28 protein-coding genes are annotated in these 26709 nt (G+C 72.2%); 16 read left to right on the forward strand and 12 right to left on the reverse strand.

Annotated elements, in window-relative coordinates; genetic code table 11:
- Positions 1 to 118: 118 nt before the first annotated feature.
- Entirely contained in the window at positions 119 to 1624 is a 1506-nt protein-coding gene (locus tag ACWCRJ_RS05575) for an LVIVD repeat-containing protein (RefSeq protein ID WP_450938048.1), read from the forward strand.
- A gap of 408 nt (positions 1625 to 2032) precedes the next feature.
- Here ACWCRJ_RS05575 and ACWCRJ_RS05580 read toward each other — a convergent pair whose 3' ends face one another.
- The 4 genes from ACWCRJ_RS05580 to ACWCRJ_RS05595 all read right to left on the reverse strand — a co-directional run bounded on the left by ACWCRJ_RS05580 (position 2033) and on the right by ACWCRJ_RS05595 (position 5203).
- Positions 2033 to 2731, reverse strand: a complete 699-nt coding sequence (locus tag ACWCRJ_RS05580) for an HAD family hydrolase (RefSeq protein WP_450938049.1) — start codon at positions 2729 to 2731, stop codon at positions 2033 to 2035.
- Between the two features lie 32 nt (positions 2732 to 2763).
- Entirely contained in the window at positions 2764 to 3447 is a 684-nt protein-coding gene (locus ACWCRJ_RS05585) for a phosphatase PAP2 family protein (RefSeq protein ID WP_450938050.1), read from the reverse strand.
- A 134-nt stretch (positions 3448 to 3581) separates the two neighbouring features.
- Complete coding sequence (locus tag ACWCRJ_RS05590) at positions 3582 to 4523, reverse strand: M56 family metallopeptidase (RefSeq protein WP_450938051.1); 942 nt, start codon at positions 4521 to 4523, stop codon at positions 3582 to 3584.
- 125 nt (positions 4524 to 4648) lie between these two features.
- The gene (locus tag ACWCRJ_RS05595; protein WP_450938052.1) at positions 4649 to 5203 is read right to left on the reverse strand and encodes a DUF5134 domain-containing protein; all 555 of its coding nucleotides are present in this window, start codon (positions 5201 to 5203) and stop codon (positions 4649 to 4651) included.
- A gap of 295 nt (positions 5204 to 5498) precedes the next feature.
- Here ACWCRJ_RS05595 and ACWCRJ_RS05600 point away from each other — a divergent pair, with 295 nt between their 5' ends.
- Positions 5499 to 6047 (forward strand): MarR family winged helix-turn-helix transcriptional regulator, encoded by a 549-nt coding sequence (locus ACWCRJ_RS05600; protein ID WP_450938053.1) that lies wholly within the window; start codon positions 5499 to 5501, stop codon positions 6045 to 6047.
- Between the two features lie 50 nt (positions 6048 to 6097).
- Here ACWCRJ_RS05600 and ACWCRJ_RS05605 read toward each other — a convergent pair whose 3' ends face one another.
- Together ACWCRJ_RS05605 and ACWCRJ_RS05610 are read right to left on the reverse strand one after the other, a co-directional pair.
- Complete coding sequence (locus ACWCRJ_RS05605; RefSeq protein WP_450938054.1) at positions 6098 to 6862, reverse strand: VOC family protein; 765 nt, start codon at positions 6860 to 6862, stop codon at positions 6098 to 6100.
- A gap of 82 nt (positions 6863 to 6944) precedes the next feature.
- Positions 6945 to 7337, reverse strand: coding sequence for a VOC family protein (locus tag ACWCRJ_RS05610; protein ID WP_450938055.1), 393 nt, complete (start codon positions 7335 to 7337; stop codon positions 6945 to 6947).
- Between the two features lie 142 nt (positions 7338 to 7479).
- Here ACWCRJ_RS05610 and ACWCRJ_RS05615 point away from each other — a divergent pair, with 142 nt between their 5' ends.
- Positions 7480 to 8019 carry a GNAT family N-acetyltransferase gene (locus ACWCRJ_RS05615; protein ID WP_450938056.1) on the forward strand — a complete coding sequence of 180 codons (540 nt, stop codon included), beginning with the start codon at positions 7480 to 7482 and terminating at the stop codon, positions 8017 to 8019.
- A gap of 3 nt (positions 8020 to 8022) precedes the next feature.
- Here the strand turns inward: ACWCRJ_RS05615 and ACWCRJ_RS05620 are convergent, their stop codons facing one another.
- Positions 8023 to 8706, reverse strand: a complete 684-nt coding sequence (locus ACWCRJ_RS05620; protein WP_450938057.1) for a glycerophosphodiester phosphodiesterase — start codon at positions 8704 to 8706, stop codon at positions 8023 to 8025.
- A 434-nt stretch (positions 8707 to 9140) separates the two neighbouring features.
- Between ACWCRJ_RS05620 and ACWCRJ_RS05625 the strand changes: the two genes are divergently transcribed.
- The 4 genes from ACWCRJ_RS05625 (at position 9141) to ACWCRJ_RS05640 (ending at position 13071) form a co-directional block, all read left to right on the forward strand.
- Positions 9141 to 10538 carry a DUF6421 family protein gene (locus ACWCRJ_RS05625; RefSeq protein WP_450938058.1) on the forward strand — a complete coding sequence of 466 codons (1398 nt, stop codon included), beginning with the start codon at positions 9141 to 9143 and terminating at the stop codon, positions 10536 to 10538.
- A 47-nt stretch (positions 10539 to 10585) separates the two neighbouring features.
- Positions 10586 to 11338, forward strand: a complete 753-nt coding sequence (locus ACWCRJ_RS05630; RefSeq protein ID WP_450938166.1) for an SDR family NAD(P)-dependent oxidoreductase — start codon at positions 10586 to 10588, stop codon at positions 11336 to 11338.
- Positions 11335 to 12405 carry a threonine aldolase family protein gene (locus ACWCRJ_RS05635; protein ID WP_450938059.1) on the forward strand — a complete coding sequence of 357 codons (1071 nt, stop codon included), beginning with the start codon at positions 11335 to 11337 and terminating at the stop codon, positions 12403 to 12405. Before ACWCRJ_RS05630 ends, ACWCRJ_RS05635 begins: the two co-directional genes overlap by 4 nt.
- 72 nt (positions 12406 to 12477) lie before the next feature.
- Positions 12478 to 13071, forward strand: a complete 594-nt coding sequence (locus tag ACWCRJ_RS05640) for a transglutaminase domain-containing protein (RefSeq protein WP_450938060.1) — start codon at positions 12478 to 12480, stop codon at positions 13069 to 13071.
- 7 nt (positions 13072 to 13078) lie between these two features.
- On the opposite strand, the gene ACWCRJ_RS05645 is transcribed toward ACWCRJ_RS05640, so the two are convergent.
- Positions 13079 to 13807: a lysophospholipid acyltransferase family protein gene (locus tag ACWCRJ_RS05645; RefSeq protein ID WP_381369004.1), complete on the reverse strand. Its 729-nt coding sequence runs from the start codon at positions 13805 to 13807 to the stop codon at positions 13079 to 13081.
- Positions 13808 to 13993: 186 nt separating this feature from the next.
- Positions 13994 to 14410: a DUF4395 domain-containing protein gene (locus ACWCRJ_RS05650; protein WP_450938061.1), complete on the reverse strand. Its 417-nt coding sequence runs from the start codon at positions 14408 to 14410 to the stop codon at positions 13994 to 13996.
- A 75-nt stretch (positions 14411 to 14485) separates the two neighbouring features.
- Here ACWCRJ_RS05650 and ACWCRJ_RS05655 point away from each other — a divergent pair, with 75 nt between their 5' ends.
- From ACWCRJ_RS05655 to ACWCRJ_RS05670, 4 genes are all read left to right on the forward strand, one after another.
- Positions 14486 to 14899, forward strand: a complete 414-nt coding sequence (locus tag ACWCRJ_RS05655) for a TlpA family protein disulfide reductase (protein ID WP_450938062.1) — start codon at positions 14486 to 14488, stop codon at positions 14897 to 14899.
- A 181-nt stretch (positions 14900 to 15080) separates the two neighbouring features.
- Positions 15081 to 15590, forward strand: a complete 510-nt coding sequence (locus ACWCRJ_RS05660) for a flavin reductase family protein (protein WP_020114614.1) — start codon at positions 15081 to 15083, stop codon at positions 15588 to 15590.
- 204 nt (positions 15591 to 15794) lie between these two features.
- The gene (locus tag ACWCRJ_RS05665; protein ID WP_028796744.1) at positions 15795 to 16580 is read left to right on the forward strand and encodes an electron transfer flavoprotein subunit beta/FixA family protein; all 786 of its coding nucleotides are present in this window, start codon (positions 15795 to 15797) and stop codon (positions 16578 to 16580) included.
- A gap of 88 nt (positions 16581 to 16668) precedes the next feature.
- Positions 16669 to 17643: an electron transfer flavoprotein subunit alpha/FixB family protein gene (locus ACWCRJ_RS05670; protein WP_450938063.1), complete on the forward strand. Its 975-nt coding sequence runs from the start codon at positions 16669 to 16671 to the stop codon at positions 17641 to 17643.
- Positions 17644 to 17712: 69 nt separating this feature from the next.
- On the opposite strand, the gene ACWCRJ_RS05675 is transcribed toward ACWCRJ_RS05670, so the two are convergent.
- On the reverse strand, positions 17713 to 18618 hold the full coding sequence (locus tag ACWCRJ_RS05675) for an endonuclease/exonuclease/phosphatase family protein (RefSeq protein WP_450938064.1): 906 nt from the start codon (positions 18616 to 18618) through the stop codon (positions 17713 to 17715).
- A gap of 191 nt (positions 18619 to 18809) precedes the next feature.
- Between ACWCRJ_RS05675 and ACWCRJ_RS05680 the strand changes: the two genes are divergently transcribed.
- Both ACWCRJ_RS05680 and ACWCRJ_RS05685 read left to right on the forward strand, forming a co-directional pair.
- A complete protein-coding gene (locus ACWCRJ_RS05680) occupies positions 18810 to 20117 on the forward strand; it encodes a DUF6986 family protein (protein WP_450938065.1) in 1308 nt (435 codons plus the stop codon).
- A 122-nt stretch (positions 20118 to 20239) separates the two neighbouring features.
- Entirely contained in the window at positions 20240 to 22111 is a 1872-nt protein-coding gene (locus ACWCRJ_RS05685) for a serine/threonine-protein kinase (protein WP_450938066.1), read from the forward strand.
- 23 nt (positions 22112 to 22134) lie between these two features.
- Here the strand turns inward: ACWCRJ_RS05685 and ACWCRJ_RS05690 are convergent, their stop codons facing one another.
- Positions 22135 to 22902 (reverse strand): hypothetical protein, encoded by a 768-nt coding sequence (locus ACWCRJ_RS05690; RefSeq protein ID WP_450938067.1) that lies wholly within the window; start codon positions 22900 to 22902, stop codon positions 22135 to 22137.
- Between the two features lie 3 nt (positions 22903 to 22905).
- Positions 22906 to 23955 (reverse strand): LacI family DNA-binding transcriptional regulator, encoded by a 1050-nt coding sequence (locus tag ACWCRJ_RS05695; protein ID WP_450938068.1) that lies wholly within the window; start codon positions 23953 to 23955, stop codon positions 22906 to 22908.
- Between the two features lie 252 nt (positions 23956 to 24207).
- Between ACWCRJ_RS05695 and ACWCRJ_RS05700 the strand changes: the two genes are divergently transcribed.
- The 3 genes from ACWCRJ_RS05700 (at position 24208) to ACWCRJ_RS05710 (ending at position 26708) form a co-directional block, all read left to right on the forward strand.
- Positions 24208 to 25164, forward strand: a complete 957-nt coding sequence (locus ACWCRJ_RS05700) for an ROK family protein (protein WP_450938069.1) — start codon at positions 24208 to 24210, stop codon at positions 25162 to 25164.
- 81 nt (positions 25165 to 25245) lie between these two features.
- Positions 25246 to 25491 carry a hypothetical protein gene (locus tag ACWCRJ_RS05705; RefSeq protein ID WP_097250906.1) on the forward strand — a complete coding sequence of 82 codons (246 nt, stop codon included), beginning with the start codon at positions 25246 to 25248 and terminating at the stop codon, positions 25489 to 25491.
- A gap of 179 nt (positions 25492 to 25670) precedes the next feature.
- Positions 25671 to 26708 (forward strand): NUDIX hydrolase, encoded by a 1038-nt coding sequence (locus ACWCRJ_RS05710; RefSeq protein WP_450938070.1) that lies wholly within the window; start codon positions 25671 to 25673, stop codon positions 26706 to 26708.
- Position 26709 lies beyond the last annotated feature (1 nt).

Raw genomic sequence — 26709 nt, forward strand, 5'->3', positions numbered from 1 at the left:
CGGTGATCAAATTTGTTCGTTACAAGTACATTGCCGTCTGTTGATCTGTGCATGATGAAGACGATACTTCGGAGGAGCCTGAACCGTTCGACCGCGAACGGCTACACGGGAGGACACAGTGACCCTGTTGAACAACCTTCGGACGCGGCGCAGACGTCTGGGGGTCGCCGCGACGGCGGCCGGTCTCCTGGCCGCGTTGCTCACCGCCGGACCGGCGGCCGCGACTCCTGACCCCGGGGACGCGCCCGCCGTGCGGGAGAAGGTCTCCAAGAGCGACGCCGCCGAGGCGCGGGCGGCGATAGCCGCGGGCGAGATACCCGGCCAGGACGAGATCGTCCACTCCGCCAACATGCAGCACCTGACCAACATCCCCAAGGAGGCGCTGCCGGGCACCAACTCGGACCTCGCCTTCCAGGGCAAGTACGCCTTCGCCGGCAACTACGACGGCTTCCGGGTCTTCGACATCAGCGACCCGAAGGCGCCGAAGACCGTCGCCCAGGTGCTGTGCCCGGGCTCGCAGAACGACATCTCCGTCTCCGGCGACCTGCTGTTCCTGTCCACCGACTCCTCGCGCAGCGACAACTCCTGCAACAGCACCACGCAGCCCGCGACCGAGAAGTCGTCGTGGGAGGGCATGAAGATCTTCGACATCAGCGACAAGGCGCACCCGAAGTACGTCGCCGCCGTCGAGACGTCCTGCGGCTCGCACACCCACACGCTGGTGCCCGACGGCAAGAACGTCTATGTCTACGTCTCCTCGTACTCGCCGAGCGCCGCGTTCCCCGACTGCCAGCCCCCGCACGACGGCATCTCGGTCATCAAGGTGTCCCGCAAGCACCCGGAGCGGGCGAAGGTGGTCGGCTTCCCGGTCCTGTTCCCCGGTGAGGGCGCGGACGGCGGCGGCAACCCCGGTTCGCCCACGAACCCCGGTGTCTCCAAGACCACCGGCTGCCACGACATCACGGTGCTGCCGTCGAAGGACCTGGCGGCCGGCGCGTGCATGGGTGACGGCATCCTGTTCTCCATCAAGAACCCGAAGAAGCCGAAGGTCATCGACCGCGTCCAGGACAACGTGAACTTCGCGTTCTGGCACTCGGCCACCTTCAACCAGGACGCCGACAAGGTCGTCTTCACCGACGAGCTGGGCGGCGGCGGCGCGGCCACCTGCAACACGGCGATCGGGCCGAACCGGGGTGCCGACGGCATCTACGAGATCACCGGCAAGGGCGACGAGCGCAAGCTCGTCTTCAAGAGCTACTACAAGATCCCCCGCCACCAGGCGGACACCGAGAACTGCGTCGCCCACAACGGCTCGCTGATCCCGGTCGAGGGCAAGGACATCATGGTCCAGGCGTGGTACCAGGGCGGCGTCTCCGTCTGGGACTTCACCGACTCCGCCAAGCCCGAGGAGATCGCCTACTTCGAGCGCGGTCCCATCTCCACCAGCACCCTGGTGGGCGGCGGCTCGTGGTCGGCGTACTACTACAACGGTTACATCTACTCGAACGACCTGGTGAAGGGCTTCGACGTCCTGAAGCTCGACGACCCGCGGACGAACCCTGCCCAGAAGGTCAGCATGTCCGAGCTCAACGTGCAGACGCAGCCGGACTACTTCGCCCGGTAGCAGCACCGCGACGGATCTCCGTCATCCGTCCCGCCGGACCCTTCGGGGACCGGCGGGACACCGCGTCGGGCGGGACACCGCGTCGGGCGGGACACCGCGTCGGGCGGGACACCGCGTCGGGCGGGACACCGCGTCGGGCGGGGCCCGACCGACCGGGGTGCCGTGCGAGGACCTCCCGCGACTCCCGCGTCGGTTCACGGCCGGCGAACTATACTCGGCGCTTCCGGGTGGCGACCCAGCGAGCCGCCGCCCGGCCGTCGTTCGTCCCGGGCCGCACGGGGGACGGTCCGGGACGGACGTCCGGCGGTGGTGCCCCGGCCGGTCGGTGAACAGCCCGTCGGTGAACGGCCCGTCGGCGAAGGGGACTCGACCGTCCGGCCCGCCTCGGGCGACCGGGCCCGACGGCCCTCAGCCCACCAGATCCAGCACCGGCCGCAGCCCGTCCGGCCGTGCGCAGGCGGGCAGATGGTCGACGAAGTGCACCGTGCATCCCAGAGCCGCCGCACCGCCGTCGGCCCGCCGGTCGTCGCCCACCATCACCGTCTTCCGCGCGTCCACGCCGAGCGCCTCGCAGGCGAGCGCGAAGAGCCGCGGATCCGGCTTCTGGATGCCGTGCTCGTACGACAGCGCGTACGTGCCGACGTACGCGTCGAGGCCGTGCGTCCGGAAGACCGGCCGCAGATCCCAGCCGATGTTGCTCACCACCCCGACGGCGATCCCGCGTTCCCCCAGGGCGGCCAGCACCTCGGCGGCGTCCGGGTAGGGGCTCCACGCCGACGGCGTCATATGGCGGTCGTAGAGCGCGTCGTGGAGCGCGGGGTCGGGCAGGGGCACTTGGCGGGAGAGAGCCGTGAAGGCGGCCCGGTGCTGCTCGGCGCTCCGGTCCCGCGCCGCCCACAGCTCACCCGGCTCGCCCGTCGGCGGCTGCGCCGGGTACGCCCCGCCCGGCAGCGCGCCGGCCCGCTCCAGGGCCTCGGCCGCCCGGAGCGCCTCCCACTCGGGCAGGACGATTCCGGCGTCCCTCAGGACCGCACGGAGCCAGGACTCGGTGGACTCCGCACGGAAGAGAGTTCCGGAGAAGTCGAACAGAACCCCTTCGACCGTCATGCCGTCGATCTTTCGTGCCCGCCCGCGCCCGGTCAAGTACGCCTCGGGGCCCGCCACTTCTCGTACGTCAGCACCGCCAGCGCGATCGTCAGGCCGCCCAGGAGCCAGCCGCCCAGCACGTCCGACGCCCAGTGCACGCCCAGCCAGATCCGGCTCAGCCCGACACCGACGACGGAGACCACGGCCACCGCCACGGCGGTCCGCATGACGACGCGGTCGGCGCCGTAGCGGTGCAGGAGCCACACCAGCAGCCCGAGGACGACCGTGGCCGTCATGGCGTGGCCCGACGGGTACGCCGCGTAGTGCGCGGAGTCGACGGGGTCGGGCCACGCGGGCCGCTCCCGGCCGACGGCCGCCTTCAGCCCCTGCTGCAGTGCCGTCCCCACCGCGCAGGTGATCGCCAGCCAGAGGGCGAGCCACCATTCCCGGTGGCGACACACCAGCCAGACCGCGGCGGCCGCGACCAGCAGACGCATCGTCACCGGGTCCCAGACCCAGTCCGTGAGGATGCGGAACGCATGGGTGAGGACGGGGTCCGCGACAGCCCATCCGTGGGTGGTGTTCGCGATGCTCTCGTCCAGCGACATGAGCGGCGCCCAGGAGATCGCGACCAGGACGAGCAGCAGGACGGAGGAGGCCGCGAAGGCCGCGGCGGCGCGGACGGTGCGGGTGGCCGACGGCCGGTGGGGCGGCGCGTCGACGGTGGGGGTGTGCATACAGCGATCCTGGCCGACTCGCGGGGTCCGGGGCCAACGCCGGGGCGTGAGATCACTGTCACGCGGCGCGTCCGGAGCAAAGCCGTCGCGTCGCACGTTGTCCTTGGGCTGCTCTTTATCTCCTCTTTGCCATGTCACGACCTACCGAGTGCCCGCAAAGCGGGAACGAAAGCCACCAGCACGGGCACGACCGGCACCAGCGCGGCGCACGCGGTCAACCGCAGCCGACGCGCCGGGGTGAGACGCCGCGGCGGCGCGAGCAACCGGTCGACCCGCCGCGGCACATGGTCCTCCGGGGTCGGGCAGGGCCCGAAGACGCCCCGGTCCTCGTTGAGGCCGACGAGGGCGAGGGCGATGGTGAGGCGGCCGTGGCGCCGGGAGGCGGTGTCGTCGGCGGCGAGTTCGACCAGCCGGTGCATCTCGTCCCGGAACGCGGCGAACACCGGCACCCGCGGGAAGCCGCCCGCGAGCGCCGCCGCACAGTGCAGCAGCCAGTGGTGGCGCGCCCGCGCGTGCCCCTGCTCATGGGCCACCACCGCGTCCACCTGCCGTTCCTCCAGCCGGCGCAACGCGGCCGTGGTGATGACCAGTCGGGGCGCGGCACCGGGCAGCCACCAGGCGTCCGGCCGCTCGCCCTCCACCACCACGAGCCGGTCGCCGTCCGGCTCCTCGCCGGGCAACAAGGGTGCGCGCAGGCGGAGTTCGGCATGACGCCGGTGCCGCTGCCGCCGGGCCCGGACGATCTCGCGGACCAGCATCGCCCCGGTCCACAGCCCCCCGCAGGCGAGCGCCACGGCGGTGCCCACGGCCCAGCGGCTGCCGCCGCCCAGCGCGTACGCCTCCACGACCCCGTCCGGCGCGGGCGCGAACACCCGCCCGCGCACCGCGGCCCAGGCGGCCGCCGCGCTCAGAGCCATCGCCAGCACGCAGCACAGCAGCACGGCCGCCACCACGCACTGCCACACCCACAGGGCGACCACCGGTTCACGGTCCGGCCAGTCGGCGCGGGCCAGCAGCCGCGGGGCGACGACGGCGATCAGGGCGCCGAGCAGCAACAACGCCGCGGGGACCATCATGAGGCGCAGCCTATGAGCGGTCCGGTGCACCGCGACATGGGCGGCGCCACCGAAGTGACGCAGCCCACGGCCGGATACGGCCCACGACCGGACGAACCGCTGTCCCACCCGGCCGCCGACGCCGCTCAGACCGTCAGCAGCATCGCGAACATCCCGATGCCCATGGACAGTCGGCAGGCCCGCGCCAGCTCCGGCCGGTCGCCCCAGCCCATGGCCCCCGGCGCCCCGGCCCGCGCTCCCGTCGCCACGGGCACCGGCATGAGCCGCAGGCCCGCCCACAGCACGTAGCCGGCGAAGTACGCCAGCAGCACCCCGGTCACCAGGGGCAGGCCCGCTCCGCCGTGGCCCGCGCCCGGCGCGGCGACCATCACCCCGGCCATGTAGACCATCGCCAGCGCGCCCACCAGATGGTGCAGATGGTGCGCGCTCGCGCGGGCCGACCACAGCGCGCGCACCGCCGCCGCGCCGAACACGACCGCATAGGCGAGCCAGGCCCAGCGCGGCGGTGCCACGACCGCCGCGGGCACGGCCATCGCGGCCATGCCGAACCCCATCAGCGCCTCGCCCCCCGCGGCCAGGCGCTGCTCCTCGACGGCACTGCGCATCCGCAGCAGGCAGTACCCCCCGGTCACCGCGCACAGCGCGACCAGCAGCCAGCCGGACGACACCGGTCCGTGCACCGCGCACCTCCCCCTTCGACGACGTCGGTCCGTGCTGAGAGCGAGGTCGGACAGTCGGTCAGGGCATGCCCGGGCCCGATGGCGCGCATACGAGCGCAAGGGTGTACGCGGGGGAGCGCGTGGGGGTGCGGCGCCGGGACGGGCCGTCGGCCGCCCGCACCGGTACCGCGATCGGCGAATGGGGGCGACGCGCCCGGCCCACGGAGCGGGTGACACCCGCCGAGCAGGCCGGACACCGTACGCTCGCGGCGACGGCAGGACGGCACCGGTTCCAGTCAGCGGAGGGCGCACGGGCATGACGGCAGGCGACGGGCGGGCGGCGGCGGGCGGCGGCGCGGCACTCGGGGACACGGTCTCCAAGGTGGTGCGCCAGTGGCAGACGGTCCATCCCGGGCTCGACACGGCACCGATGGAGATCATCGGCCGTGTCAACCGATGCGCCGCCCTCCTGCAACAGGCCGAGGACGCGCCCCTGCGCAGCGCCGGCCTCACCCGCCCCGAGTTCGACGTCCTCGGCACCCTGCGCCGCACCGGCCACGAGCTGACCCCCAGCGAGATCGCCCGCGAGACCTACGCCTCCGGAGCCGCCGTCACCAAACGCCTCAAGCTGCTCACGGAACGCGAACTGGTCGAGCGCCGCGGTGACGCCCGGGACCGCCGCGTCGCCCACGTCCGTCTCACCGAGGCCGGCCGCGACCTCGTGGACAGCGTCATGCCCGAGCAGCTCGCCTACGAGGAGGCCGTGCTCTCCGGCGTCGACACCGACGACCGCCGCGAACTCTCCGTGCTGCTGGGCGAGTTGCTGATCCAGCTGGAGGGCCGGCTGGGCCTGCCGCGCGCCTAGGCCCCTTCTGACGGGTCTCCGCGGCGTCGCGACGCCCGGCACGCCCTCCCTCAGCCCTCCTCGCCGGCCGGGTCCACGCCGAACGCGGCCCCCTGGGGGTCCCGCAGCACCGCGATGCGGGGCCCCTCCGGCACGGTGGTGGGCTCCATGAGCAGGGTGCCGCCCGCCTCGACGGCGACGCGGGCGGAGTCGTCGACGTCCTCCACGGCGAAGTACGGCAGCCAGTGCGAGGGCACCTCGGGCGGGAACGTGCCCTCCATTGTGATCATGCCGCCGAAGTCGGCGCCGTCGAGGCCCCACTGCGTGTAGTGCTCGCCGGCGTTCACGCTCCAGCCGAACACGGTCGTGTAGAAGGACTTGACCCGCTCCGGCGCACGGGTCAGCAGCTCGACCCAGCCGAGCGCGCCGGGCGCGTTGAACAGCCCGGCACCGGGGAAGGAGCGCGCCTGCCACAGCTGGAAGGCCGCGCCACCCGGGTCGAAAGCCACCGCGAACCGCCCGATGTCGAAGACGTCCATGGGCTCCAGCACCACGGTCCCGCCCGCCGCCCGCACGTCCCGGACCGCCGCGTCCGCGTCGCTCACGGCGAACGACACGTTCCAGGCCACCGGCTGCGACTCCTGGTACAGCGGTGCGAGGGCGGCGACCGCCGCGTCACCGAGGTGCGCGATGCTGTAGCCGCCGGCCTCCTGGCGCGGATCGGTCCGCGGACGCCAGCCGAACAGTTCGGTGTAGAATCGCTTGGCCGACTCCAGGTCGCTGGTCCCCAGTTCGGTCCAGCAGGGTCCACCGATGACGGGCTCGTCGAGCTTCATGGCGTTCCTCCCGCGAGGGATCCGGGGCCCCTGCCGGCACGCTATGCCCGAGCCCCGGCCCCGGCCACCGGGGTGCGGAGCCTCAGCTGCCCGGCCGGTACCGCAGCGGATGGTCCGCCGGGATCTCCACCAGCACGATCTCCGTGCCGTCCGGGTCGGCGATCCACATCTCGATCAGTCCCCAGGGCTCCTTCACCGGGGGCCGCCGCACCTCCACCCCGGCCGCCAGCAGCTCCTCGTGCGCCGCCGTCACGTCCGCCACCTGCAGCCACAGCTTCAGCGCGGGCGAGGGCGGGGTCTCGGAGCGGCCCGCGACCTCCAGGAAGCCGCCGCCGAGGAAGTACACGACGCCCCGGTGGTCGCCCGTGCCGAACTCGCGGTACACGGGGAGTCCGAGCCGCTCGCCGTAGAAGGCGCGGGAACGCTCGGGGTCGGTGGGGCGCAGGAGGGTGCGGCTGCTGAGTACGTGGATCATGCCGTCGACGGTAGGCGCTGGAATGGGGGGCGCGGGTACGGGCGGGTGGGCCTTCCCGCGGGGTTTCCCCGTCCCCGTGCCGGGGCGCGACGCCGTTATCCTCTTCCGTGTTCGAGCCCCAGACAGCCGCCAGGAGCAGCCCATGGACACCGCCGCCACCGGCCTGACCTTCCGTGACGCCACCGACGGCGACGTGGACGCCCTCGTCGCGCTGATCGAGTCGGCGTACCGCGGGGACTCCAGCCGGGCCGGGTGGACCACGGAGGCGGACATCCTCGAAGGGCAGCGGACCGACCCCGAGGGCGTGCTGCAGGTCATCAAGTCGCCCGACAGCCGGCTGCTCACCGTCGAGCGGGACGGCGCGGTCGTCGCCTGCTGCCAGCTCGAACACCGCGGCGACAACGCCTACTTCGGGATGTTCGCGGTGAGCCCGGTCCTGCAGGGCGGCGGCCTCGGCAAGGTGATCATCGCCGAGGCGGAGCGCATCGCGCGCGAGAGCTGGGGCGCCCGGGAGATGCACATGACCGTGATCTCCGTACGGAACGACCTCATCGCCTGGTACGAGCGGCGCGGCTACCGCCGTACGGGCCGGATGACCCCGTTCCCGTACGGCGACGAGCGGTTCGGTGTGCCGCGGCGCGCGGATCTGCAGTTCGAGCTGCTGGTCAAGCAGCTCGGCTGAGCCTCAGGCCGTGAAGCGGCCGGTTCGTTTGATGTCCGGGTAGTCGGTCGTCGCGCCGTCCAGCTGGAGCGCGCGGACCAGACGCAGGTGGTCCTGGGTGTTCACCACCCAGCCGATGATGCGCAGGTTCGCCCTGCGGGCCTTCTCGACGACCTCCAGGGTCAGCCGCCGGATGTTCAGCACGAGGGTGGCGGCGCCCACCGCCACCGCTCTGTCCACCACGTCGGGGCCGTAGCGGCTGGCGACCAGCGCGGTGCGTACGCCGGGCACGAGCCGGGCGATCTCGGCGACCGCCTCGTCGTGGAAGGACAGCACCTCGACCCGCCCCACCAGATCGCGCCGGTGCATCACCTCGGCGAGGGAGCGGGCCGCCGCCGTGTCCTTGATCTCGGCCTGGAGCGGCGCCCGCACCGCGTCCAGGACCTCCTCGAAGGTGGGGACGCGCTCGCCGCGGCCGGCGTCCAGGGCGCGCAGCTCGGCGAGGGTCTTGTCGGCGATCGGGCCCGTGCCGTCGGTCGTCCGGTCCACGTCCGCGTCGTGCATGACGACGAGCGCGCCGTCCTTGCTCAGATGCAGATCGAGTTCGATGACGTCGAGGCCCGCGCGATCGGCGGCTACGAAGGAACGGAGGGTGTTCTCGGGTTCGACACCCATGACTCCGCGGTGACCGATGGTGAGGAAGTTCAAGGTTGACTCGCTTCCGTCGACGGCGGCTCGGCCCGCGTGACCGGGGGAGGGGCGGCACGCGGCTGGGGCGCAGCGTAGTCCTTGCGCCGTGCGATGCATCCGCATGTGCACGAGCCCTTTCGGGTCGTGTCACGCCGTGCCGGGCCGTGTCACGTCGCAGAACAGGACCGTTTCCGCACCCGTCGCGCACCGTCGCGCGGAGATCGGGTCATCCCTGAGTGGGCGAGTCCGGTGCGCGTTGACCCCGGGTGCCTCCGTACGGGGAGCGTGACGCACGAAGTGTGACCCATGACGCGTGTGGCAGGAGATTCAGCGGTTAGGTGCCAGGGGTGGCGGGAAGATTTCCGGCTGGATCGCTCAAGATCGGTCTTGCGGTGAGGAACCCTCGCTACGTACGGTGTTACTACGAAAGGTTCTCCCGTGAAGGATGGGTCATGACGGAAATTCTTGTGCAGATGGCTGCGGAGGGCGTTGTTCCTTCGGCCGGCAGGGTGGTGGAGCACCCGGCCTGGCCCGTGCTCAAGGATGCCGTGGAGCGGATCCGGCCCTGGCAGTCCAAGGACGGCTCGATCGATTTCGACGCCGAGCACGCCCCCGCCGCGGGCGACGCCGAGAAGGCGGTCGAGGAGGTCGTCGGGGCCGTGGAGGCGCTGTCCCCGCTGCTGCCGCACGACGCCGCCTATCACGAGGCGCTCGTCAAGGACCTGCGGCGCTGGGCCGAGGACGGCTTCGAGGTGCCCGACTTCCTGGACTCGCTGCTGGCCTTCCAGCCCGCCGCGAGCCGCGCGGACGGCCTCCAGCACCTGGTCGTCTTCCCGATGTACACGCAGAACGGCAACCCCGACCGCAACCTCGAAGCGGTCGTGCTGCGCATGGTCTGGCCCGACTGGCTGGCCGAACTGGAGCGCACCCGGTACGACAACCCGCTGTTCTGCGGCATCACCTTCGAGGACTTCACCGCCGGTTACGACACCAACTCGGCCGTTCTCTTCCCGGAGACCATCGCCGTGCGCGAGGCCCCGGCCCGCTTCTCGTGGGGTGGCATCTTCTGCGACCGCGAGGCCGCCCGCTTCCGCCGCGTCACCGACGCCGCCGTCGACATCCTGGGCCTGGAACTGCCCGAGGACGTGGCCGCGATGGTCCACGACCAGAAGCGCTGCGAGGAGGCCTTCGTCCTGTGGGACATGGTCCACGACCGCACCCACAGCCACGGCGACCTGCCCTTCGACCCCTTCATGATCAAGCAGCGCCAGCCGTTCTGGATGTACGGCCTGGAGGAGCTGCGCTGCGACCTCACCGCCTTCAAGGAGGCCGTGAAGCTGGAGGCCGACGGGGTCCCGCAGGCCCGTGACGTGCAGTACGCGGTGCTCTTCGACCGCATGTTCCGCTTCCCGGTCACCGGCGAGCGGGTCCGCAACTACGACGGCCTCGGCGGGCAGCTCCTCTTCGCCTACCTGCACAAGCACGACGTGGTCCGCTGGACCGACAACAAGCTGCACATCGACTGGCAGCGCGCCCCGCAGGTCACCAACCAGCTCTGCGCCGACATCGAGCGGCTCTACCGGGACGGCATCGACCGCCCGAAGCTCGTCCACTGGTTCGCCGGATACGAGCTGGTCGCCGAGTACCTCGCCCCGCACCCCGGCTCCCGCTGGGCCAAGGGCCCCGACGCCCTGGATCTGACGCAGCCGCCGCGGAAACTCGTCGACGACGTGCTTCCGGACGAGTTTCCGCTCAGCATGTTCTATGAGGCGCTCGCCAAGAAGCTGAAGACCGTGATCGCCTCCACCAAGGGCATCACCGCGGCGAACGCCGAGCGGGTCGCCGCGTGAGCGCCGCAGTCGCGGGCGTCTCGGACGCCGCTCAGGAGGCGAGGACCATGCAGAACGGCAACGGTGCACTGAGTGGCGCGGTGATCGCGGTGGCCGGCGCGGGCGGACCCGCCGGCCGGGCGGCCCTGCTGCGGCTGGCCGACGCGGGCGCGATCGTCGTCGGCTCCGACAACGACCCCGAGCGGCTCTCCGAAGCCGTCGACGCGGCCCGCTACGCCCACGGCGGCGCCACCGTCGTCGGCGACACGGTCGATCTGCTGGACCTCCAGTCGACCCGTGACTGGGCCACCCGCATCGAGAAGGACTTCGGCCGGGTCGACGGCCTGGTCCACCTCGTCGGCGGCTGGCGCGGCAGCGAGACCTTCACCAGGACCAGCCTCGACGACTGGGACTTCCTGGAGATGCTGCTGATCCGCACCGTGCAGCACACCTCCCTCGCCTTCCACGAGGCCCTGCAGCGCAGCGAGCGCGGCCGGTACGTCCTGATCAGCGCGGCCGGCGCCAGCAAGCCCACGGCGGGCAACGCCGCCTACGCCGCCGCCAAGGCCGCCGCCGAGGCGTGGACGCTCGCCACCGCCGACTTCTTCCGCAAGGCGGGCGGGCCGGACGGGCCTACCTCGGCGGCTGCGATCCTGGTGGTGAAGGCGCTGGTGCACGACGCGATGCGCGCCGACCGCCCCAACGCGAAGTTCGCGGGCTTCACGGACGTCAAGGAGCTGGCCGACGCCATCGCCGACGTCTGGGAGAAGTCCGCCGCCGAAGTGAACGGAAACCGTCTGTGGCTGACCGACAAGCCGTGAACCCTCCGAAGACCGACGCCCGACGCCATCACGACCCGGAGGTCCGCGGCTTCGCCAGCGACAACTACGCGGGCGTCCACCCCGAGGTGTTCGCCGCCCTGGCACTGGCCAACGGCGGACACCAGGTCGCCTACGGCGAGGACGAGTACACCGAGAACCTGCAGCGGATCGTCCGCAGCCACTTCGGCGCCACCGCCGAGGCGTTCCCGGTCTTCAACGGCACCGGCGCCAACGTCGTCGCGCTCCAGGCGGTCACCGACCGCTGGGGCGCGGTGATCTGCGCCGAGAGCGCGCACATCCACGTCGACGAGGGCGGCGCCCCGGAGCGCATGGGCGGCCTCAAGCTGCTCACCGTGCCCACCCCCGACGGCAAGCTCACCCCCGAGCTGATCGACCGGCAGGCGTACGGCTGGGACGACGAGCACCGTGCGATGCCGCAGGTCGTCTCGATCACCCAGAGCACCGAGCTCGGCACGCTCTACACGCCCGAGGAGATCCGCGCGGTCTGCGAGCACGCCCACGCGCACGGCATGAAGGTGCACCTGGACGGCTCCCGGATAGCCAACGCCGCCGCCTCCCTGGACGTGCCCATGCGGACGTTCACCAACGCGGTCGGCGTCGACCTGCTCTCGCTGGGCGGCACCAAGAACGGCGCGATGTTCGGTGAGGCCGTGGTCGTCATCAACCAGGACGCCGTCCGCCACATGAAGCACCTGCGCAAGCTGTCCATGCAGCTCGCCTCCAAGATGCGCTTCGTGTCGGCACAGTTGGAGGCCCTGCTGGCGAAGGACCTCTGGCTGCGCAACGCCCGGCACTCCAACGAGATGGCCCAGCGGCTCGCCGAGGGCGTCCGCGCCGTCCACGGGGTGGAGATCCTCCACCCGGTGCAGGCCAATGCCGTCTTCGCCCGCCTCCCGCACGACGTCAGCGAACGCCTCCAGAAGCGCTTCCGCTTCTACTTCTGGGACGAGGCCGCCGGTGACGTCCGCTGGATGTGCTCCTACGACACCACCGAGGAGGACGTGGACGGGTTCGTGGCGGCGCTCAAGGAGGAGATGGCTCGCTGAGGACTGCATAGATATACGGTCACCCGAAAAGTCATTGACTCACGGGTGATCGTTTTCCTATGCTCTGCGGGCATGGAACTGATCCAGCAGAACCCGGACCTGTCCGCTTATCTGGCCGCCGACGAGGTCATAGACCATCAGCATCCGCGGGTGCGGCATACGGCCGAACGGCTCGCCAAGGGGGTGGACGACTCGTATGGCTATGCAAGGGCGGCGTTCGAGTTCGTCCGCGACACCATCACGCACTCCCAGGACGCCGGCGACCCGCGCGTCACCTGGCGCGCGTCCGACGTCCTCGAACACCGCACCGGGATCTGCTACGCCAAGGCCCATGCCCTGGCCGCGCTGTTGCGTGCCGAGGACATCCCTACCGCGCTCTGCTACCAGCGGCTGGCGCACGACGACGGCGACGGACACGTGATCCACGGCCTGGTCGCCGTGCGCTTCCACGGCGCCTGGCACCGCCAGGACCCCCGGGGCAACAAGCCCGGCGTGGACGCCCGCTTCTCGCTGGAGGGGGAGTGCCTGGCCTTCGTCCCGGATCCCGGGGCGGGTGAGTCGGACCTCCCGGTGCTCCACGCCGCCCCGCATCCTGCCGTGCTCGGCGCCCTCCGGGCCGCCCGTGACCGGGCACAACTCTGGAGGGCGCTTCCGGCGGCGCTGTGACGGCGGGTCAGCGCGCCTCGGCCTCGCGGACCTGCTCCGGCGTCGGGGCCGTGCCGCCGAGGTGGGCCGGCATCCACCAGGTGTCGTCCGGGCCCTTGGGGCGGACCGGGTAGGCGCGCTGGGCCGCCTCCAGCAACTCCTGGACGCGCTCGCGGAGCTGACGGGTGATGGCGCCCGCGTACTTGTCCTTGGAGGCCTCTATCGCCTCGCCCACCCGGATGGTGATCGGGATGTGGCTGCGCTTGAAATTGCGCGGGTGGCCCTTGGTCCACAGCCGCTGGGTGCCCCACACGGCCATCGGGATCAGCGGGACACCCGCCTCCTGGGCCATGCGGGCGGCGCCCGACTTGAAGCTCTTCAGCGTGAACGACTGCGAGATGGTGGCCTCGGGGAAGACGCCGATGATCTCACCGGAACGCAGCGAGTCCAGGGCGTGCGCGTAGGCCGCCTCGCCCTGCTTGCGGTCCACCGGGATGTGCCGCATGTTGCGCATCAGAGGACCGGAGATCCTGTGCCGGAACACCGACTCCTTGGCCATGAAACGCACCAGCCGCTTCTGTGGCAGAGCCGCCAAGCCGTCGAAGATGAAGTCCAGGTAGCCGATGTGATTGCTCACCAGCACCGCGCCGCCCGAGCGCGGGATGTTCTCCGACCCCTTGCAGTCGATCTTCAGGTCCCATGCCTTGAACAACGTGTGAGCGAGACCGATCGCGGGACGGTAGACAAGCTCTGCCATGGGCGGAGTGGACCCTTCTCTCTGCCTGGGACGGGGTCTCCCGGCGGGAAGTTACGCAGCCGTAGGTTTACGGCATCCCGCAGATCGTGCCCCAAGAACGCACGAGTAGCCAGTCTTGGCGCTCGCCGGAGGCGAGATTCTCGTCACGTCGGACACACGACCGACCACCGGACGTCCACCCGGTCTTTACCCGGCGCGTACGGTCACCCGTCGGACCACCAGATACATCTCGCACCCCAGGCAGTACCCGAAGGCCGCGTTGAGGAAGGCCGCCGCGAGCGCCGCGCCGGTCGCCGCCAGGCCCAGCCACGCGGGCCCCACCGTGAGACCGACCAGGCCCACCGCGGCGAAGACCAGCCCGACCGCCTGCGCGAACCGCGGTGGCTGCGGCGCCTCGAACTCCGTCGGCGCTCCGAGCCTCGGCCGCAGCAGCGTGCGGAAGACCCAGCCGTACGGCGAGCGCCCCACGCCGCCCGCCGCGCCCAGCGCGAACGCGAACGTCTGCCAGGCCAGCAGCCAGACGCTCCCGGTGATCAGCACGAACGCCAGCACCACGGTCGTCACGGCCGCCCCGAAGCGCGGCCCCCTCACATCGATGTCCATGCGTCAAGCATTCCGCAGGCCAATCTCTTCCGGGGGCCGGGAATCTTTGCAGTCTCGTGAACGCTGAAGCACGCTGTGACCGGACTTGTGGTGTGCGGACTGGTGCTCGGGTTGGCGAGCGTCTACGGAGTGCTGCATCGGCGGCGGAGCGGGAGGGTCAGGGTGCGCGGGCGGGACGGTGACAAGCGGCTCGACGCGGCGGAGTTGGGGGAGGGGCTCGGCGAACGGGCCACGCTCGTGCAGTTCTCCAGCGCCTTCTGCGCCCCCTGCCGGGCGACCCGCAGGGTGCTCACCGAGGTGGCCGGAATGGTCCCCGGCGTCGCCCATGTGGAGATCGACGCGGAGGAACACCTCGACCTCGTACGCCGGCTGGACATCCTCAAGACGCCGACCGTGCTCGTCCTCGACGCGGAGGGCCGGATCGTGCGCAGGGCAACGGGCCAGCCGCGCCGGGCGGATGTGATCGCCGCGCTCGGTGAGGCCGTGTGAAGCCGCACACCGACCCGCACTTGACTGGGGGCCTCACCCGTCGTCAGCCTGGCCGGATGCCCCGAGAACTCCTTCTCTTCGCGCGCGTGCACGTGGACCTGGTCCGCACGGCGAGTTCGCGCTGTCCGGGACCGTGAGCAGCCACGCACGAGCCCGTCGACCCGAGCAGAAGGACACCTCCATGACGGCCACCCCCGGCCTCCGTTCGCCCCGCCTCGCCTCCCCCGACCTCCTGCGCTCGGTGTTCCGGCGGCACGCCGCGGGCGTCGCCGTGATCACCGCGCGGGACGGCGGAGGGCCGGTCGGCTTCACCGCCACCTCGCTCACCTCGGTCTCCGCCGAGCCCCCGCTGCTCTCGTTCGGCATCGGCACCGGAGCCTCCAGCTGGCCCGTGATCTCCGAGGCGGAGCACGTGGGCGTGCACATACTCGGGGAGCATCAGCGGGAGCTGGCCGCCACCTTCGCCCGCAGCGGCGCCGACCGGTTCGGGGCGCCCACCGGATGGCGTAGCGGCCCGGAAGGAGTTCCCGTTCTCGACGACGTGCTCGCCTGGCTGGTCTGCCGGGTGGTGGCGCGCGTCCCGGCGGGGGATCACCGGATCGTCCTCGCCGAGGTGGTCGTGGGCGATCCCTCGGGCGCCGGCCGGCCGCTGCTGTACCACCAGGGCCGCTTCGGCGGTCTGCGAGACTGAGTCCCGCGCGATTACGCAGGGTTGCCTAACTCACAGTTCAAAGCGCTTGCTTAGCGGGCACGACATGCGGGAGCGTAGGCGTCGTACTGGTGAGTAATATTCTGCTCGGAGCGCAGGTCGCCCCGATCGGGATCGGCCGCTTCAGGCGCCTATGCTGCCTGGAAGAAGGCAGCCCAGAAATGACGATGCAGTAGGAGAGCCGGCGTGAGCTTGAGGATCGTTGTCACTGTGAAGTACGTGCCCGACGCCACTGGCGACCGGCACTTCGCCGATGACCTGACCGTCGACCGTGACGACGTGGACGGCCTGCTCTCCGAGCTGGACGAGTACGCGGTGGAGCAGGCGCTGCAGATCGCCGACGAGGCCGACGACGCCGAGATCACCGTGCTGACCGTGGGCCCGGAGGACGCCAAGGACGCGCTGCGCAAGGCGCTGTCGATGGGCGCGGACAAGGCGATCCACGTCGAGGACGACGACCTGCACGGCACCGACGCCCTCGGCACCTCGCTGGTGCTGGCCAAGGCGATCGAGAAGGCCGGCTACGACCTGGTGATCTCCGGCATGGCCTCCACCGACGGCACGATGGGCGTCGTCCCGGCGCTGCTGGCCGAGCGTCTGGGCGTTCCGCAGGTCACGCTGCTCTCCGAGATCTCCGTCGAGGACGGCACGGTCAAGGGCCGCCGTGACGGCGACGCCGCGAGCGAGCAGCTTCAGGCCTCCCTGCCGGCCGTGGTCTCGGTCACCGACCAGTCGGGCGAGGCGCGTTACCCGTCCTTCAAGGGCATCATGGCGGCGAAGAAGAAGCCGGTGCAGTCCTGGGACCTGTCCGACCTCGACATCGAGGCCGAAGAGGTCGGCCTGGAGGGCGCCTGGACGGCTGTCGACTCCGCGGCCCAGCGCCCGGCGCGCACCGCCGGAACGATCGTCAAGGACGAGGGCGAGGGCGGCAAGCAGCTCGCCGAGTTCCTCGCGGGCCAGAAGTTCATCTAGCCCCTGCGGCCCGCCGCGGCCCACGGCCCGGCTGAGGCCCGCCCCTCCCCGCCCCTCAAGCCTTCGCAATCCGCAGGAGAGCAATCCCATGGCTGAAGTTCTCGTCTACGTCGACCACGTGGACGGCGCCGTCCGCAAGCCCACCCTGGAGCTGCTGACCCTGGCCCGCCGCATCGGCGAGCCCGTCGCCGTCGCCCTCGGTTCCGGTGCCGCCGACACGGCCGCCGCCCTCGCCGAGCACGGTGCGGTCAAGGTCCTCACGCACGACGCCGCCGAGTACGCCGACTACCTCGTCGTCCCCAAGGTCGACGCGCTGCAGGCCGCGTACGAGTCTGTGTCCGCCGCAGGCTCCCTGGCTGCCGTTCTCGTCCCCTCCTCCGCCGAGGGCAAGGAGATCGCCGCCCGCCTGGCGCTGCGCATCGGTTCCGGCATCATCACCGACGCCGTCGACCTCGAAGCGTCCGACGAGGGCCCGGTGGCCACCCAGTCGGTGTTCGCGGCCTCCTTCACCACCAAGTCCCGGGTCGCCAAGGGCACCCCGGTCATCACCGTCAAGCCCAACTCCGCCGCCGTCGAGGCCGCCCCGGCCGCGGGCGCGGTCGAGGCCCTCGCGGTGACGTTCGGCGCGCTGGCCACCGGCACCAAGGTCACCGGCCGCACCCCGCGCGAGTCGACCGGACGTCCGGAGCTGACCGAGGCCGCGATCGTCGTCTCCGGCGGCCGTGGCGTCAACGGCAGCGAGAACTTCGCGCTCATCGAGTCCCTCGCCGACTCCCTCGGCGCGGCCGTGGGCGCCTCCCGCGCCGCCGTGGACGCCGGCTGGTACCCGCACACCAACCAGGTCGGCCAGACCGGCAAGTCCGTCTCGCCGCAGCTGTACATCGCCAACGGCATCTCCGGCGCCATCCAGCACCGCGCCGGCATGCAGACGTCCAAGACCATCGTGGCCGTCAACAAGGACGCCGAGGCCCCGATCTTCGACCTCGTCGACTACGGCGTGGTCGGCGACCTCTTCGACGTCGTCCCGCAGCTCACCGAGGAGATCAACGCCCGCAAGGGCTGACCTCCGAAGTCGTCCGAGGCCCCCGTGACCGCATCTGTGCGGTCACGGGGGCCTCGGCTCATCCCAGGGTCAGCCGAGGGTCAGCGAGGCCTGCACCGGCAGATGGTCGCTCGGGTACAGACCGTCGACGGAGAAGGTGTTCATCGCCGCCCAGTGCGTGGTCACCCCGGGCGAGGTCAGGATCCAGTCGATGCGGCGCCCGTCGGGCTTGAGCGCCCGGTAGCCGTGGTACGTCCCGTACGCCGGACTGCGCGAGTCCGCCGCGTCCCAGGCGTCCACGAGTCCGCCCGCGAGCATCAGGTCGTACACCCGGTTGTCGTGGGCAGCCGCGTTGAAGTCGCCGGTGACGACGACCGGCGCCGAGCGGTCCCATCCGGCGAGCGTCTCGCCGACCAGCTTCGCCGAACGCTCCCGCGCGTACTGGCTGACGCTGTCCAGATGGGTGTTGAGGACGTAGAACTCCCGCCCCCCGTCGGCGAGATCGGCGAACTTGACCCAGGTCACCATGCGCAGCCAGTCCGCGCCCCAGGTGTTGGAGGCGATCGTGTAAGGGGTGTCGGACAGCCAGAAGTGGTCGAACTCGATCGGGTCGAGTCTGCGGGTGTCGTAGAAGATCGCCATGAACTCGTCCTTGCTGCCACCCCCCCGGCCCGTGCCGATCCAGTCGTAGTGCCCGCCGAGATCCTTCTCGATCATGCGCAGCTGCTGGTACAGCCCCTCCTGGGTGCCGATGACATGGGGTCGCTCGCGGCGCAGCAGCTCCCTCATCACCGGGCGGCGCACCGCCCAGCGCGGTGTGGAGTCGACGACGGTCGCGAAGCGCACGTTGAACGTCATGACGTTCAGGGCGCCCGCGTACTCGCCGGCGGACGCCGGCTGTGACGAGCCCGCCGTGGTCAGCAGCGGCACGGCGATGGCGGCGGCCGCCGCGGACCTGAGTCCTTGGCGGCGCGTCACTCCGACCTCTTTCGGCAACGCGATCTCCTCCCCTTGGGGTCAGGATGAACCTTGCCCGATGAATACGTAAGAAGCGGCCGGGTCGGCGGTGACCAGGGGGACGACATGGGGAATCACACGTCGGGACGGTGTTGACCGGGGTGAAGATCGACAGTTAGCTTCGGGATACGGATTTCCGATTCCGTAGTGCGGAAAGTGGAGGGTTTGGGATGGGGCAGGGCCGGCAGGAGAACGTGGCGACGAGTCTCACGGGCGCCGTCAGCGAGGAGATCAGCGCCTCCCTCGCCCCCGTCGACGCGGAGCTGGAGCGCCGCTACCCGGGCGACCCGGGCAGCCGCCAGCCCGTGCACACCGTCTACGTACCCGGTGACGTCTTCGCCGCCGACACCGTCCGCGCCTGGGGCGACCGGGCCCTCGCCGCGCTCGACGAGCACGCCCCCGACGCCGCCTCCTTCGCCGCCGTCCTCGGCCTCGGCGACGACCTCGCGCAGCCGGTGTACGACCGCGTCCGCGCCAAGCTGGAGCGCGAGCCGATCGAGGACCTGCGCGTCGACTTCGAGGACGGCTACGGGCCGCGCCCGGACGCCGAGGAGGACGAGGCCGCCGCCCGCGCCGCCCGGCTGATCGCCGAGGCCTGCGCCACGGGCACGGCCGCCCCGTACACGGGCATCCGCATGAAGTGCATGGAGGCGCCGGTGCGCGAGCGGGGCATCCGCACCCTCGACATCTTCCTCAGCGGCCTGCTGGCGGCCGGCCCCCTGCCCGACGGACTGGTCCTGACCCTGCCCAAGGTGACCTACGCCGAGCAGGTCACCGCCATGGTCCGGCTCCTCGAAGCCTTCGAGAAGGCGCGCGGCCTTGAGCCCGGCCGGATCGGCTTCGAGATCCAGATCGAGACCAGCCAGTCCATCCTGGCCGCCGACGGCACCGCCACCGTCGCCCGCATGATCGGCGCCGCCGAGGGCCGCGCCACCGGCCTGCACTACGGCACCTTCGACTACAGCGCCTGCCTCGGCGTCTCCGCCGCCCACCAGGCCAGTGACCACCCCGCCGCCGACCACGCCAAGGCGATCATGCAGGTCGCGGCGGCCGGCACCGGCGTACGCGTCTGCGACGGCTCCACCAACGTCCTGCCGGTCGGCCCCACCGAGCAGGTCCACGACGCCTGGCGCCTGCACTACGGCCTCACCCGCCGCGCCCTGGCCCGTGCCTACTACCAGGGCTGGGACATGCACCCCGGCCACATCCCCACCCGCTACGCGGCCGTCTTCGCCTTCTACCGCGAAGGCTACGAGCAGGCCGCCGCCCGCCTCTCCCGCTACGCCCACCGGGCCGGCGGAGACGTGATGGACGAGCCCGCTACCGCCAAGGCCCTCAGCGGCTATCTGCTGCGGGGCCTGGACTGCGGCGCCCTCGACATCGGCGAGGTGGCCGGGGCGACCGGTCTGACCCGTGCCGACCTGGAGGGCTTCGCGGCGCCGCGGCGGGCCGATCCCGCCCTCTCGTCCGGCCGGTAGGGGCGGGTCGCGAGGCGGCCAAGTAGCGTTCCTGTGACAGCCGTTGCCGCTGGTCCGGAGCGAGCCCGCGCACCGCTTAGGCTGTACGCCATTCGTCGGTGTGTCACAGGAGCGAGGCGCGGGTGTCTTCGGGGGCGAACGAACAGACGGACGGTGTCGGGCGGATTCTCGCCGGGCGGTACCGGATCGTGGGGCAACTCGGGCGCGGCGGCATGGGTGTCGTCTGGCGGGCCGTGGACGAGGTGCTCCACCGAGAGGTCGCCCTCAAGGAACTGCGCACCTACACGGACGCGGGCGCGCCCGAACTGGCCGACCTCGGGCTGCGGATGCAGCGCGAGGCCCGGGCCGCCGCCCGCGTCCGGCACCCCGGAGTCGTCGCCGTCCACGACGTGGCCGAGGTCGACGGACGCCCGCTGATCGTCATGGAGCTGGTCGACGGGCCGTCCCTGGACGACGTCCTGCGCGACCGGGGCCTGCTCGATGCGCGCGAGGCGGCCGCCATCGGCGCCAAGGTCATGGACGCCCTCGCCGCCGCCCACCGGGTCGGCGTCCTGCACCGCGACGTCAAGCCCGGCAACATCCTCCTGGACCGCTCGGGCCGCGTCGTCCTCACCGACTTCGGCATCGCCACCATGGAGGACCCGGGCGACGGCTCCGCCACCCACCTCACCCGCAGCGGCGAACTCGTCGGATCCCTCGACTATCTGGCCCCCGAGCGGGCCCAGGGCAACGACCCCGGCCCCGCCTCCGACGTCTGGGCGCTCGGCGCCACCCTGTACGCGGCCGTCGAGGGCGCGTCCCCGTTCCGGCGCACGTCCACCTGGTCGACGCTGACCGCGATCGTGAGCGACGCGCTGCCCGAACCCCGGCGGGCGGGACCCCTCGGGCCCGTGCTGCGGCAGCTGATGGACAAGCGCCCGGAGCAGCGCCCGGACGCCGACGCGGCCCGTGCCCTGCTGGAGGCCGTGGCCGCCGCCGGCGGATCCGAAACCCCGGCGGCGGGGGCGGGCGGCGGCCCGGCTCCCCGGCCGAGGGCGGAGACCGAACGGAGCATGCCGTCGGTGCCCCCGGGCTTCGGCCCGCCGACGGCCGGCGCGGGCACGGGCGCCGGGGCCGGGGGTGGGGCCGGCGCGCCGGGCCCGACCCCCGGCTTCGGCCCGCCGCAGCCCGCTGCCCCGGGGGCCGGCACGGGCGCGTCCGCGGAGGTCGGCGTGCCCGGTGTGGGCGCCTCGCGGACGCCGCCACCCGCCTCGGGACCCGTCACCACCGTGTCCGCGACCGGCGGCCGTGACCCCCGCAAGGGGCGCGCCCTCCTCGCCGCCGTGGCCGTCACCGTCGTCCTCGCCGCCTCCGGCGTCACCGTCGCGCTGCTCAACGGGGACGACGACGCGAGGAAGGGCGCCCGGACCTCCGCCGACGCACCGGCCGACGGCACCCCCTCCCCGGGCCGCAGCCGGGGCACTGTCGACCTCTCCGACGACACCGGCGCCAAGGACAAGGGCAAGGACGACAAGGCGACCGCGAGCCCGGGCGAGAAGACCGAGGACACGGACGACAAGGAGACCGAGGCGTCCGCCTCCCCGTCGAAGAACGGCAGCGGCGGCACCACCGGCGGTACCACCGGCGGCTCAGGGGGTGGTTCGGAGACCGCGGGCGGCTCCACCGGCGGGGGTACGACCGGCGGGACCTCCGGAGGGGCGACCAAGGAGGCGCCGGTCTGCCACTCGATCGGCGGCGGCAAGTACAACTGCACCGTCTGGACGACCGCCAAGTCCTACACCGCCTCCGGCACCGAGGTCGGCGTCCTCAACCAGGGCACCAACTATTTCTTCTGCCAGCAGAACCTGGGCCGCCGCGAGACCTCCGGCGAATGGACCAACGTGTGGTGGGCCAAGACCGACGACGACAGCGGCAACACGAACGTCTACGTCAGCGTGGTCTACGTGCAGGGCGGCGACAACGACGCCCCGGTGCCCGGCCTCCCGGTCTGCTGAGAGCGGGGCCGGGCACGGCACTCCTACGCCCCCGGGTGCGGCCGTACGTACTGTTCCAGGCCCGACACCGTCGTCCACCTATGCTCGGCGAACAGCTCCCTGCCCCGGACGCACCGGCCCCGGTCGCCGCGCGCCCGGGCACAGAACTCGTCCGGGGTGGTGCCGAACAGCGCGCGCAACTCGGCCGAGGCGGCCAGGAGTTCGCCGATGAGCGGACGCTGCCGGCCCGGGTGGGGACGCGGGCCGGGGCCGCCGTCGCGCAGCACGCCCCACCGGTTGACGTAGATCCAGGCGTGGTCGAGGACCTCGCCCGACTCCAGCTCGACGCGGAAGTCGGCGGCGGGCAGGAGGGCCCGGCGGAAGTTGCCGGTCGGTGAGTCGGCGCCCTCGCTCGCGTCGACCACGGCGAGCTGCGCCTCGTCGAGCCAGGTGAGGAACAGGTCGGCGGTCGAGCCGGGGGAGTGGAACGGCGACGCGGACACATAGCCGAGGAGGCTGACATGGGCGGAGACGCCGATCCCGATGTCCGTGACCCTGGCCCTGACCATCGGGATCCGGCACCGCACACCATGTTCCGCCATCTTGTGGACCAGCTGCGCGGGGCAGGCGTTGGAGCCGACCGAGAGGACGGGCATCCGGTCCTCGAAGACAAGCGTGTCCAGCGGCAGCATCCGGTTGCCGTCCAGCAGCCCGGACTCGGCGGGCCACGCGCCCGGGTAGCTCAGCGGGTCCTCGCGGGGCGCCACGGCGAGGCCGAGCGCTTCGAGGTCGCGGGAGTCGGAGGCGGTCAACGCTCAGTCCGCGGGCGGGAGTTCGCCGGAACCGCGGGCGATCAGCCTGGTCGGCAGCTCGATGCGTTCCGGGGCGACGAGGGAGCCGTCCAGCTGCCGGAAGAGGCGCTCGGCGGCGGTGCGGCCCAGCCGGGCGGGGTCCTGGGCGACGACCGTGATGCCCGGCCGGAGCAGATCGGCCAGCTCGAAGTCGTCGAAGCCGACGAGGGCGACCGGACGCGCGTGCTCGGCGAGAACCCGTACGACCGTCACCGTCACCCGGTTGTTGCCCGCGAAGACCGCCGTGACGGGCGACGGGCCGGACAGCATCTCCCCGGCCGCCCCGCGCACCCGCTCCGGATCGGTGACGCCCAGCGACATCCACCCGTCCTCCACCTGTATGCCCGCGTCCTCCATGGCCGCCCGGTAGCCACGCAGCCGCTCGGCGGCGGTGTGGATCCGGGGCATGTCGCCGATGAAGCCGATCCGGCGGTGGCCGTGGGCGATCAGGTGGGCGACGCCGTCACGGGCGCCGCCGAAGCTGTCCGACAGCACGACGTCGGCGTCGATCCGCCCGGCCGGACGGTCCACGAACACCGTGGCGACGCCCGCCCTGATCTCGGGCTCCAGATACCGGTGGTCGTCACCTGCCGGAATGATCACGAGCCCGTCGACGCGACGGGCGCACAGCGCCAGCGCCAACTCCTGCTCACGGTCCGGGTCCTCGGCGCTCGACCCGTTGATCAGCAGCGAGCCGTGGGCGCGGGAGACCTCCTCCACCGCCCGGCTGAGGGGACCGTAGAACGGGTCGGCGAGGTCCTCCAGGACCAGGCCGATGCTGGCCGTACGGCCCTTGCGCAGCACCCGGGCGCTGTCGTTGCGCCGGAAGCCGAGTGCCTCGATCGCCTCCTGGACGCGCCGCTCGGTGTCCGGGGTGACGCCCGGCTCGCCGTTCACCACCCGGGAGACCGTCTTGAGACCCACTCCGGCCCGGGCCGCGACGTCCTTCATCGTGGGACGGTTTCCGTAGCGGTTCTCGGGGCGGCGGGCGATGCCGCCTGCGGTCTCGGGCACGGTGCGCGGTCCTGTCCTGTCGTCCACGGGTGTGGTCGGTGGTGCCGTGTCGGAATTGTGCGGCTGTTGAGGATGTGGCGTCGAGCATAGGGCCTGGACAACGTTGTCATGCCCAGGGGAGACTGTCTATCGCATTCTCTGGCCGGCGCCCCCCACCAGGCGAGCGTCGTGCTGCCGGATCTCCGGCCGGAGATCCGGGCGTCGCTCTGTCGGGCACCCGGTAGGAGACTCGCAGCGGGAGAACTGACACTGATGCAGACCGACCTCGTGGCCGCGCTCGACATCGGCGGCACCAAGATCGCCGGGGCGCTGGTCGACGGCCGCGGCAGGATCGTGGTCCGCGCCCAGCGCCCGACGCCCGCGCGGGAGGACGCGGACACCGTCATGCGGGCCGTCGAGGGCGTGCTCGGCGAGCTGACGGCCGCGCCGCAGTGGAGCGGGGCGGCGGCCGTCGGGATCGGCAGCGCGGGGCCGGTGGACGCCTCGGCCGGCACGGTCAGCCCCGTGAACATCCACGGCTGGCGCGGCTTCCCCCTCGTCGAGCGGGTCCGGGCGGCGACCGGAGGGCTGCCCGTCGAGCTGATCGGCGACGGTGTGGCCATCACGGCGGCCGAGCACTGGCAGGGCGCGGCGCGCGGCCACGACAACGCGCTGTGCATGGTCGTGTCGACGGGCGTCGGCGGCGGCCTCGTCCTCGGCGGGAGACTGCACGCGGGCCCCACCGGCAACGCCGGCCACATCGGGCACATCAGCGTCGACCTCGACGGCGACGCCTGCCCGTGCGGTGCCCGCGGCTGCGTCGAGCGCATCGCGAGCGGGCCCAACATCGCCCGCCGCGCCGCGGAACGCGGCTGGCGGCCCGGTCCCGACGGGGACACCTCGGCCGCGGCGGTCGCCGCCGCCGCGCAGGCCGGCGACCCGGTCGCGGTGGCCTCGTTCGAACGCGCCGCGCAGGCCCTCGCGGCGGGGATCGCCGCCACCGCCACCCTCGTGGAGATCGACATCGCCGTCATCGGCGGCGGCGTCGCGAACGCCGGCGACGTCCTCTTCGCCCCCCTCCGCACCGCCCTGAAGGACTACGCCACCCTGTCCTTCGTCCAGCACCTCACCGTCGCCCCCGCCGTGATGGGCGCGGACGCGGGCCTCGTCGGGGCCGCCGCGGCGGCGCTGGCCGGCCGGGCGGGCACCCGGGTGGCCGGGGTGGCCTGACCCCCACCGCCGTCCGTGGGCGGGGCCGGATCGTGGGAAATCGGCCGTGACCCCTCGGGGCGTTCCGCAGTTGAGCAGGGCATGAAGAAGCGCAGCATGCTCGCCATCGCCTCCCTCGCCACCGGTTTCGTCGTCGCGGCCATCACGCCGTCGCACGGTCTCGAAGCCGCCGACGCCCTCGGGAAGACGGACGGCCTGAGCAAACTGGACGTCGAGGGCACCCTCGGCAAGGTCGGCAAGACGGTCTCCAGCGAGAGCCTGGCGGTCGACGAGGACGCCCTGGGCGGCCTGGCGGACCAGAAGGGCAAGGGCGGCAAGGAAGGCTGACGGCCTTGTAGCGCACGAGGGAGAACAGTCGTTCTCCCCGCCTCTCCTTTCGCGTCGCAGGCGGCGGGCCCCCGTTCGGCGGGGACCCGTCGTCGTCGTATTTCGGCTCCTCATCAGCGGCTGGTTTCCGTGGCGGGGTGGAGGGCAAGCCTCAGGGGGTCAACAGAAGAGGGGGAACCGTGATCGTCTGGATCAACGGTGCGTTCGGTGCGGGGAAGACCACCACCGCACGGGAACTGATCGAACTGATCCCGAACAGCACGCTCTTCGACCCCGAGGTCATCGGCGGCGCACTGACGCACATGCTGCCGGCCAAACGCCTCGCCGAGGTCGGCGACTTCCAGGATCTGCCCAGCTGGCGACGGCTCGTGGTCGACACCGCCGCCGCCCTCCTCGCCGAGCTGGGCGGCACCCTCGTGGTCCCCATGACCCTGCTCCGCCAGGAGTATCGCGACGAGATCTTCGGCGGCCTCGCCGCCCGCCGCATCGCCGTACGACATCTGCTCCTGGCCCCGGCCGAAACGATACTGCGCGAGCGAATAGCCGGGCGGGAGATACCGCACGACCTCCCCGACGGCGAGATGCGGCTGCGGCAATGGGCGTACGACCACATCGCGCCCTACCGTGCGGCACTGGGCGGCTGGCTCACCGCGGATGCCCATCTCGTCGACACCGGCGCCCTCACCCCGTACGAGACCGCGCGGCGCATCGCCGACGCCGTGGCCGCCGACGACGTACCCGCGTGCGACATCGTGCAGACCCCCGAGCCGACCGCCGAGACGGTCGCCGCGGGGGTCCTGCTGTTCGACGAGCACGACCGGGTCCTGCTGGTCGACCCGACCTACAAGGCCGGCTGGGAGTTCCCCGGCGGTGTCGTGGAGTCCGGAGAGGCGCCGGCGCGGGCGGGTGTGCGTGAGGTCCTGGAGGAGACCGGGATACGGCTGGAGGAGGTGCCCCGTCTGCTGGTGGTGGACTGGGAGGCACCCCGGCCGCCCGGATACGGCGGACTGCGTCTGCTGTTCGACGGGGGCCGCCTCGACGTCAGCGGTGCGCAGCGGCCGGTGCTGCCCGGCCCCGAACTGCGCGGCTGGCGGTTCGTGACCGAGGAGGAGGCCGCGGATCTGCTGCCGCCCGTCCGGTACGAGCGGCTGCGCTGGGCGCTGCGGGCGCGCGAGCGGGGCGCCGCACTGTACCTGGAGGCCGGTGTGCCGGTGTGAG

The sequence above is a fragment of the Streptomyces sp. NPDC002324 genome, assembly GCF_053593335.1.

What these genes read in the sequence shown, in the direction of transcription:
- ACWCRJ_RS05580 (WP_450938049.1), bottom strand. Translation starts at nt 2,731, where the DNA reads ATGACGGTCGAAGGGGTTCTGTTCGACTTCTCCGGAACTCTCTTCCGT.
- ACWCRJ_RS05585 (WP_450938050.1), bottom strand. Translation starts at nt 3,447, where the DNA reads ATGCACACCCCCACCGTCGACGCGCCGCCCCACCGGCCGTCGGCCACC.
- ACWCRJ_RS05590 (WP_450938051.1), bottom strand. Translation starts at nt 4,523, where the DNA reads ATGATGGTCCCCGCGGCGTTGTTGCTGCTCGGCGCCCTGATCGCCGTC.
- ACWCRJ_RS05600 (WP_450938053.1), top strand. Translation starts at nt 5,499, where the DNA reads ATGACGGCAGGCGACGGGCGGGCGGCGGCGGGCGGCGGCGCGGCACTC.
- ACWCRJ_RS05605 (WP_450938054.1), bottom strand. Translation starts at nt 6,862, where the DNA reads ATGAAGCTCGACGAGCCCGTCATCGGTGGACCCTGCTGGACCGAACTG.
- ACWCRJ_RS05610 (WP_450938055.1), bottom strand. Translation starts at nt 7,337, where the DNA reads ATGATCCACGTACTCAGCAGCCGCACCCTCCTGCGCCCCACCGACCCC.
- ACWCRJ_RS05615 (WP_450938056.1), top strand. Translation starts at nt 7,480, where the DNA reads ATGGACACCGCCGCCACCGGCCTGACCTTCCGTGACGCCACCGACGGC.
- ACWCRJ_RS05625 (WP_450938058.1), top strand. Translation starts at nt 9,141, where the DNA reads ATGACGGAAATTCTTGTGCAGATGGCTGCGGAGGGCGTTGTTCCTTCG.
- ACWCRJ_RS05630 (WP_450938166.1), top strand. Translation starts at nt 10,586, where the DNA reads ATGCAGAACGGCAACGGTGCACTGAGTGGCGCGGTGATCGCGGTGGCC.
- ACWCRJ_RS05640 (WP_450938060.1), top strand. Translation starts at nt 12,478, where the DNA reads ATGGAACTGATCCAGCAGAACCCGGACCTGTCCGCTTATCTGGCCGCC.
- ACWCRJ_RS05645 (WP_381369004.1), bottom strand. Translation starts at nt 13,807, where the DNA reads ATGGCAGAGCTTGTCTACCGTCCCGCGATCGGTCTCGCTCACACGTTG.
- ACWCRJ_RS05650 (WP_450938061.1), bottom strand. Translation starts at nt 14,410, where the DNA reads ATGGACATCGATGTGAGGGGGCCGCGCTTCGGGGCGGCCGTGACGACC.
- ACWCRJ_RS05660 (WP_020114614.1), top strand. Translation starts at nt 15,081, where the DNA reads ATGACGGCCACCCCCGGCCTCCGTTCGCCCCGCCTCGCCTCCCCCGAC.
- ACWCRJ_RS05670 (WP_450938063.1), top strand. Translation starts at nt 16,669, where the DNA reads ATGGCTGAAGTTCTCGTCTACGTCGACCACGTGGACGGCGCCGTCCGC.
- ACWCRJ_RS05680 (WP_450938065.1), top strand. Translation starts at nt 18,810, where the DNA reads ATGGGGCAGGGCCGGCAGGAGAACGTGGCGACGAGTCTCACGGGCGCC.
- ACWCRJ_RS05700 (WP_450938069.1), top strand. Translation starts at nt 24,208, where the DNA reads ATGCAGACCGACCTCGTGGCCGCGCTCGACATCGGCGGCACCAAGATC.
- ACWCRJ_RS05705 (WP_097250906.1), top strand. Translation starts at nt 25,246, where the DNA reads ATGAAGAAGCGCAGCATGCTCGCCATCGCCTCCCTCGCCACCGGTTTC.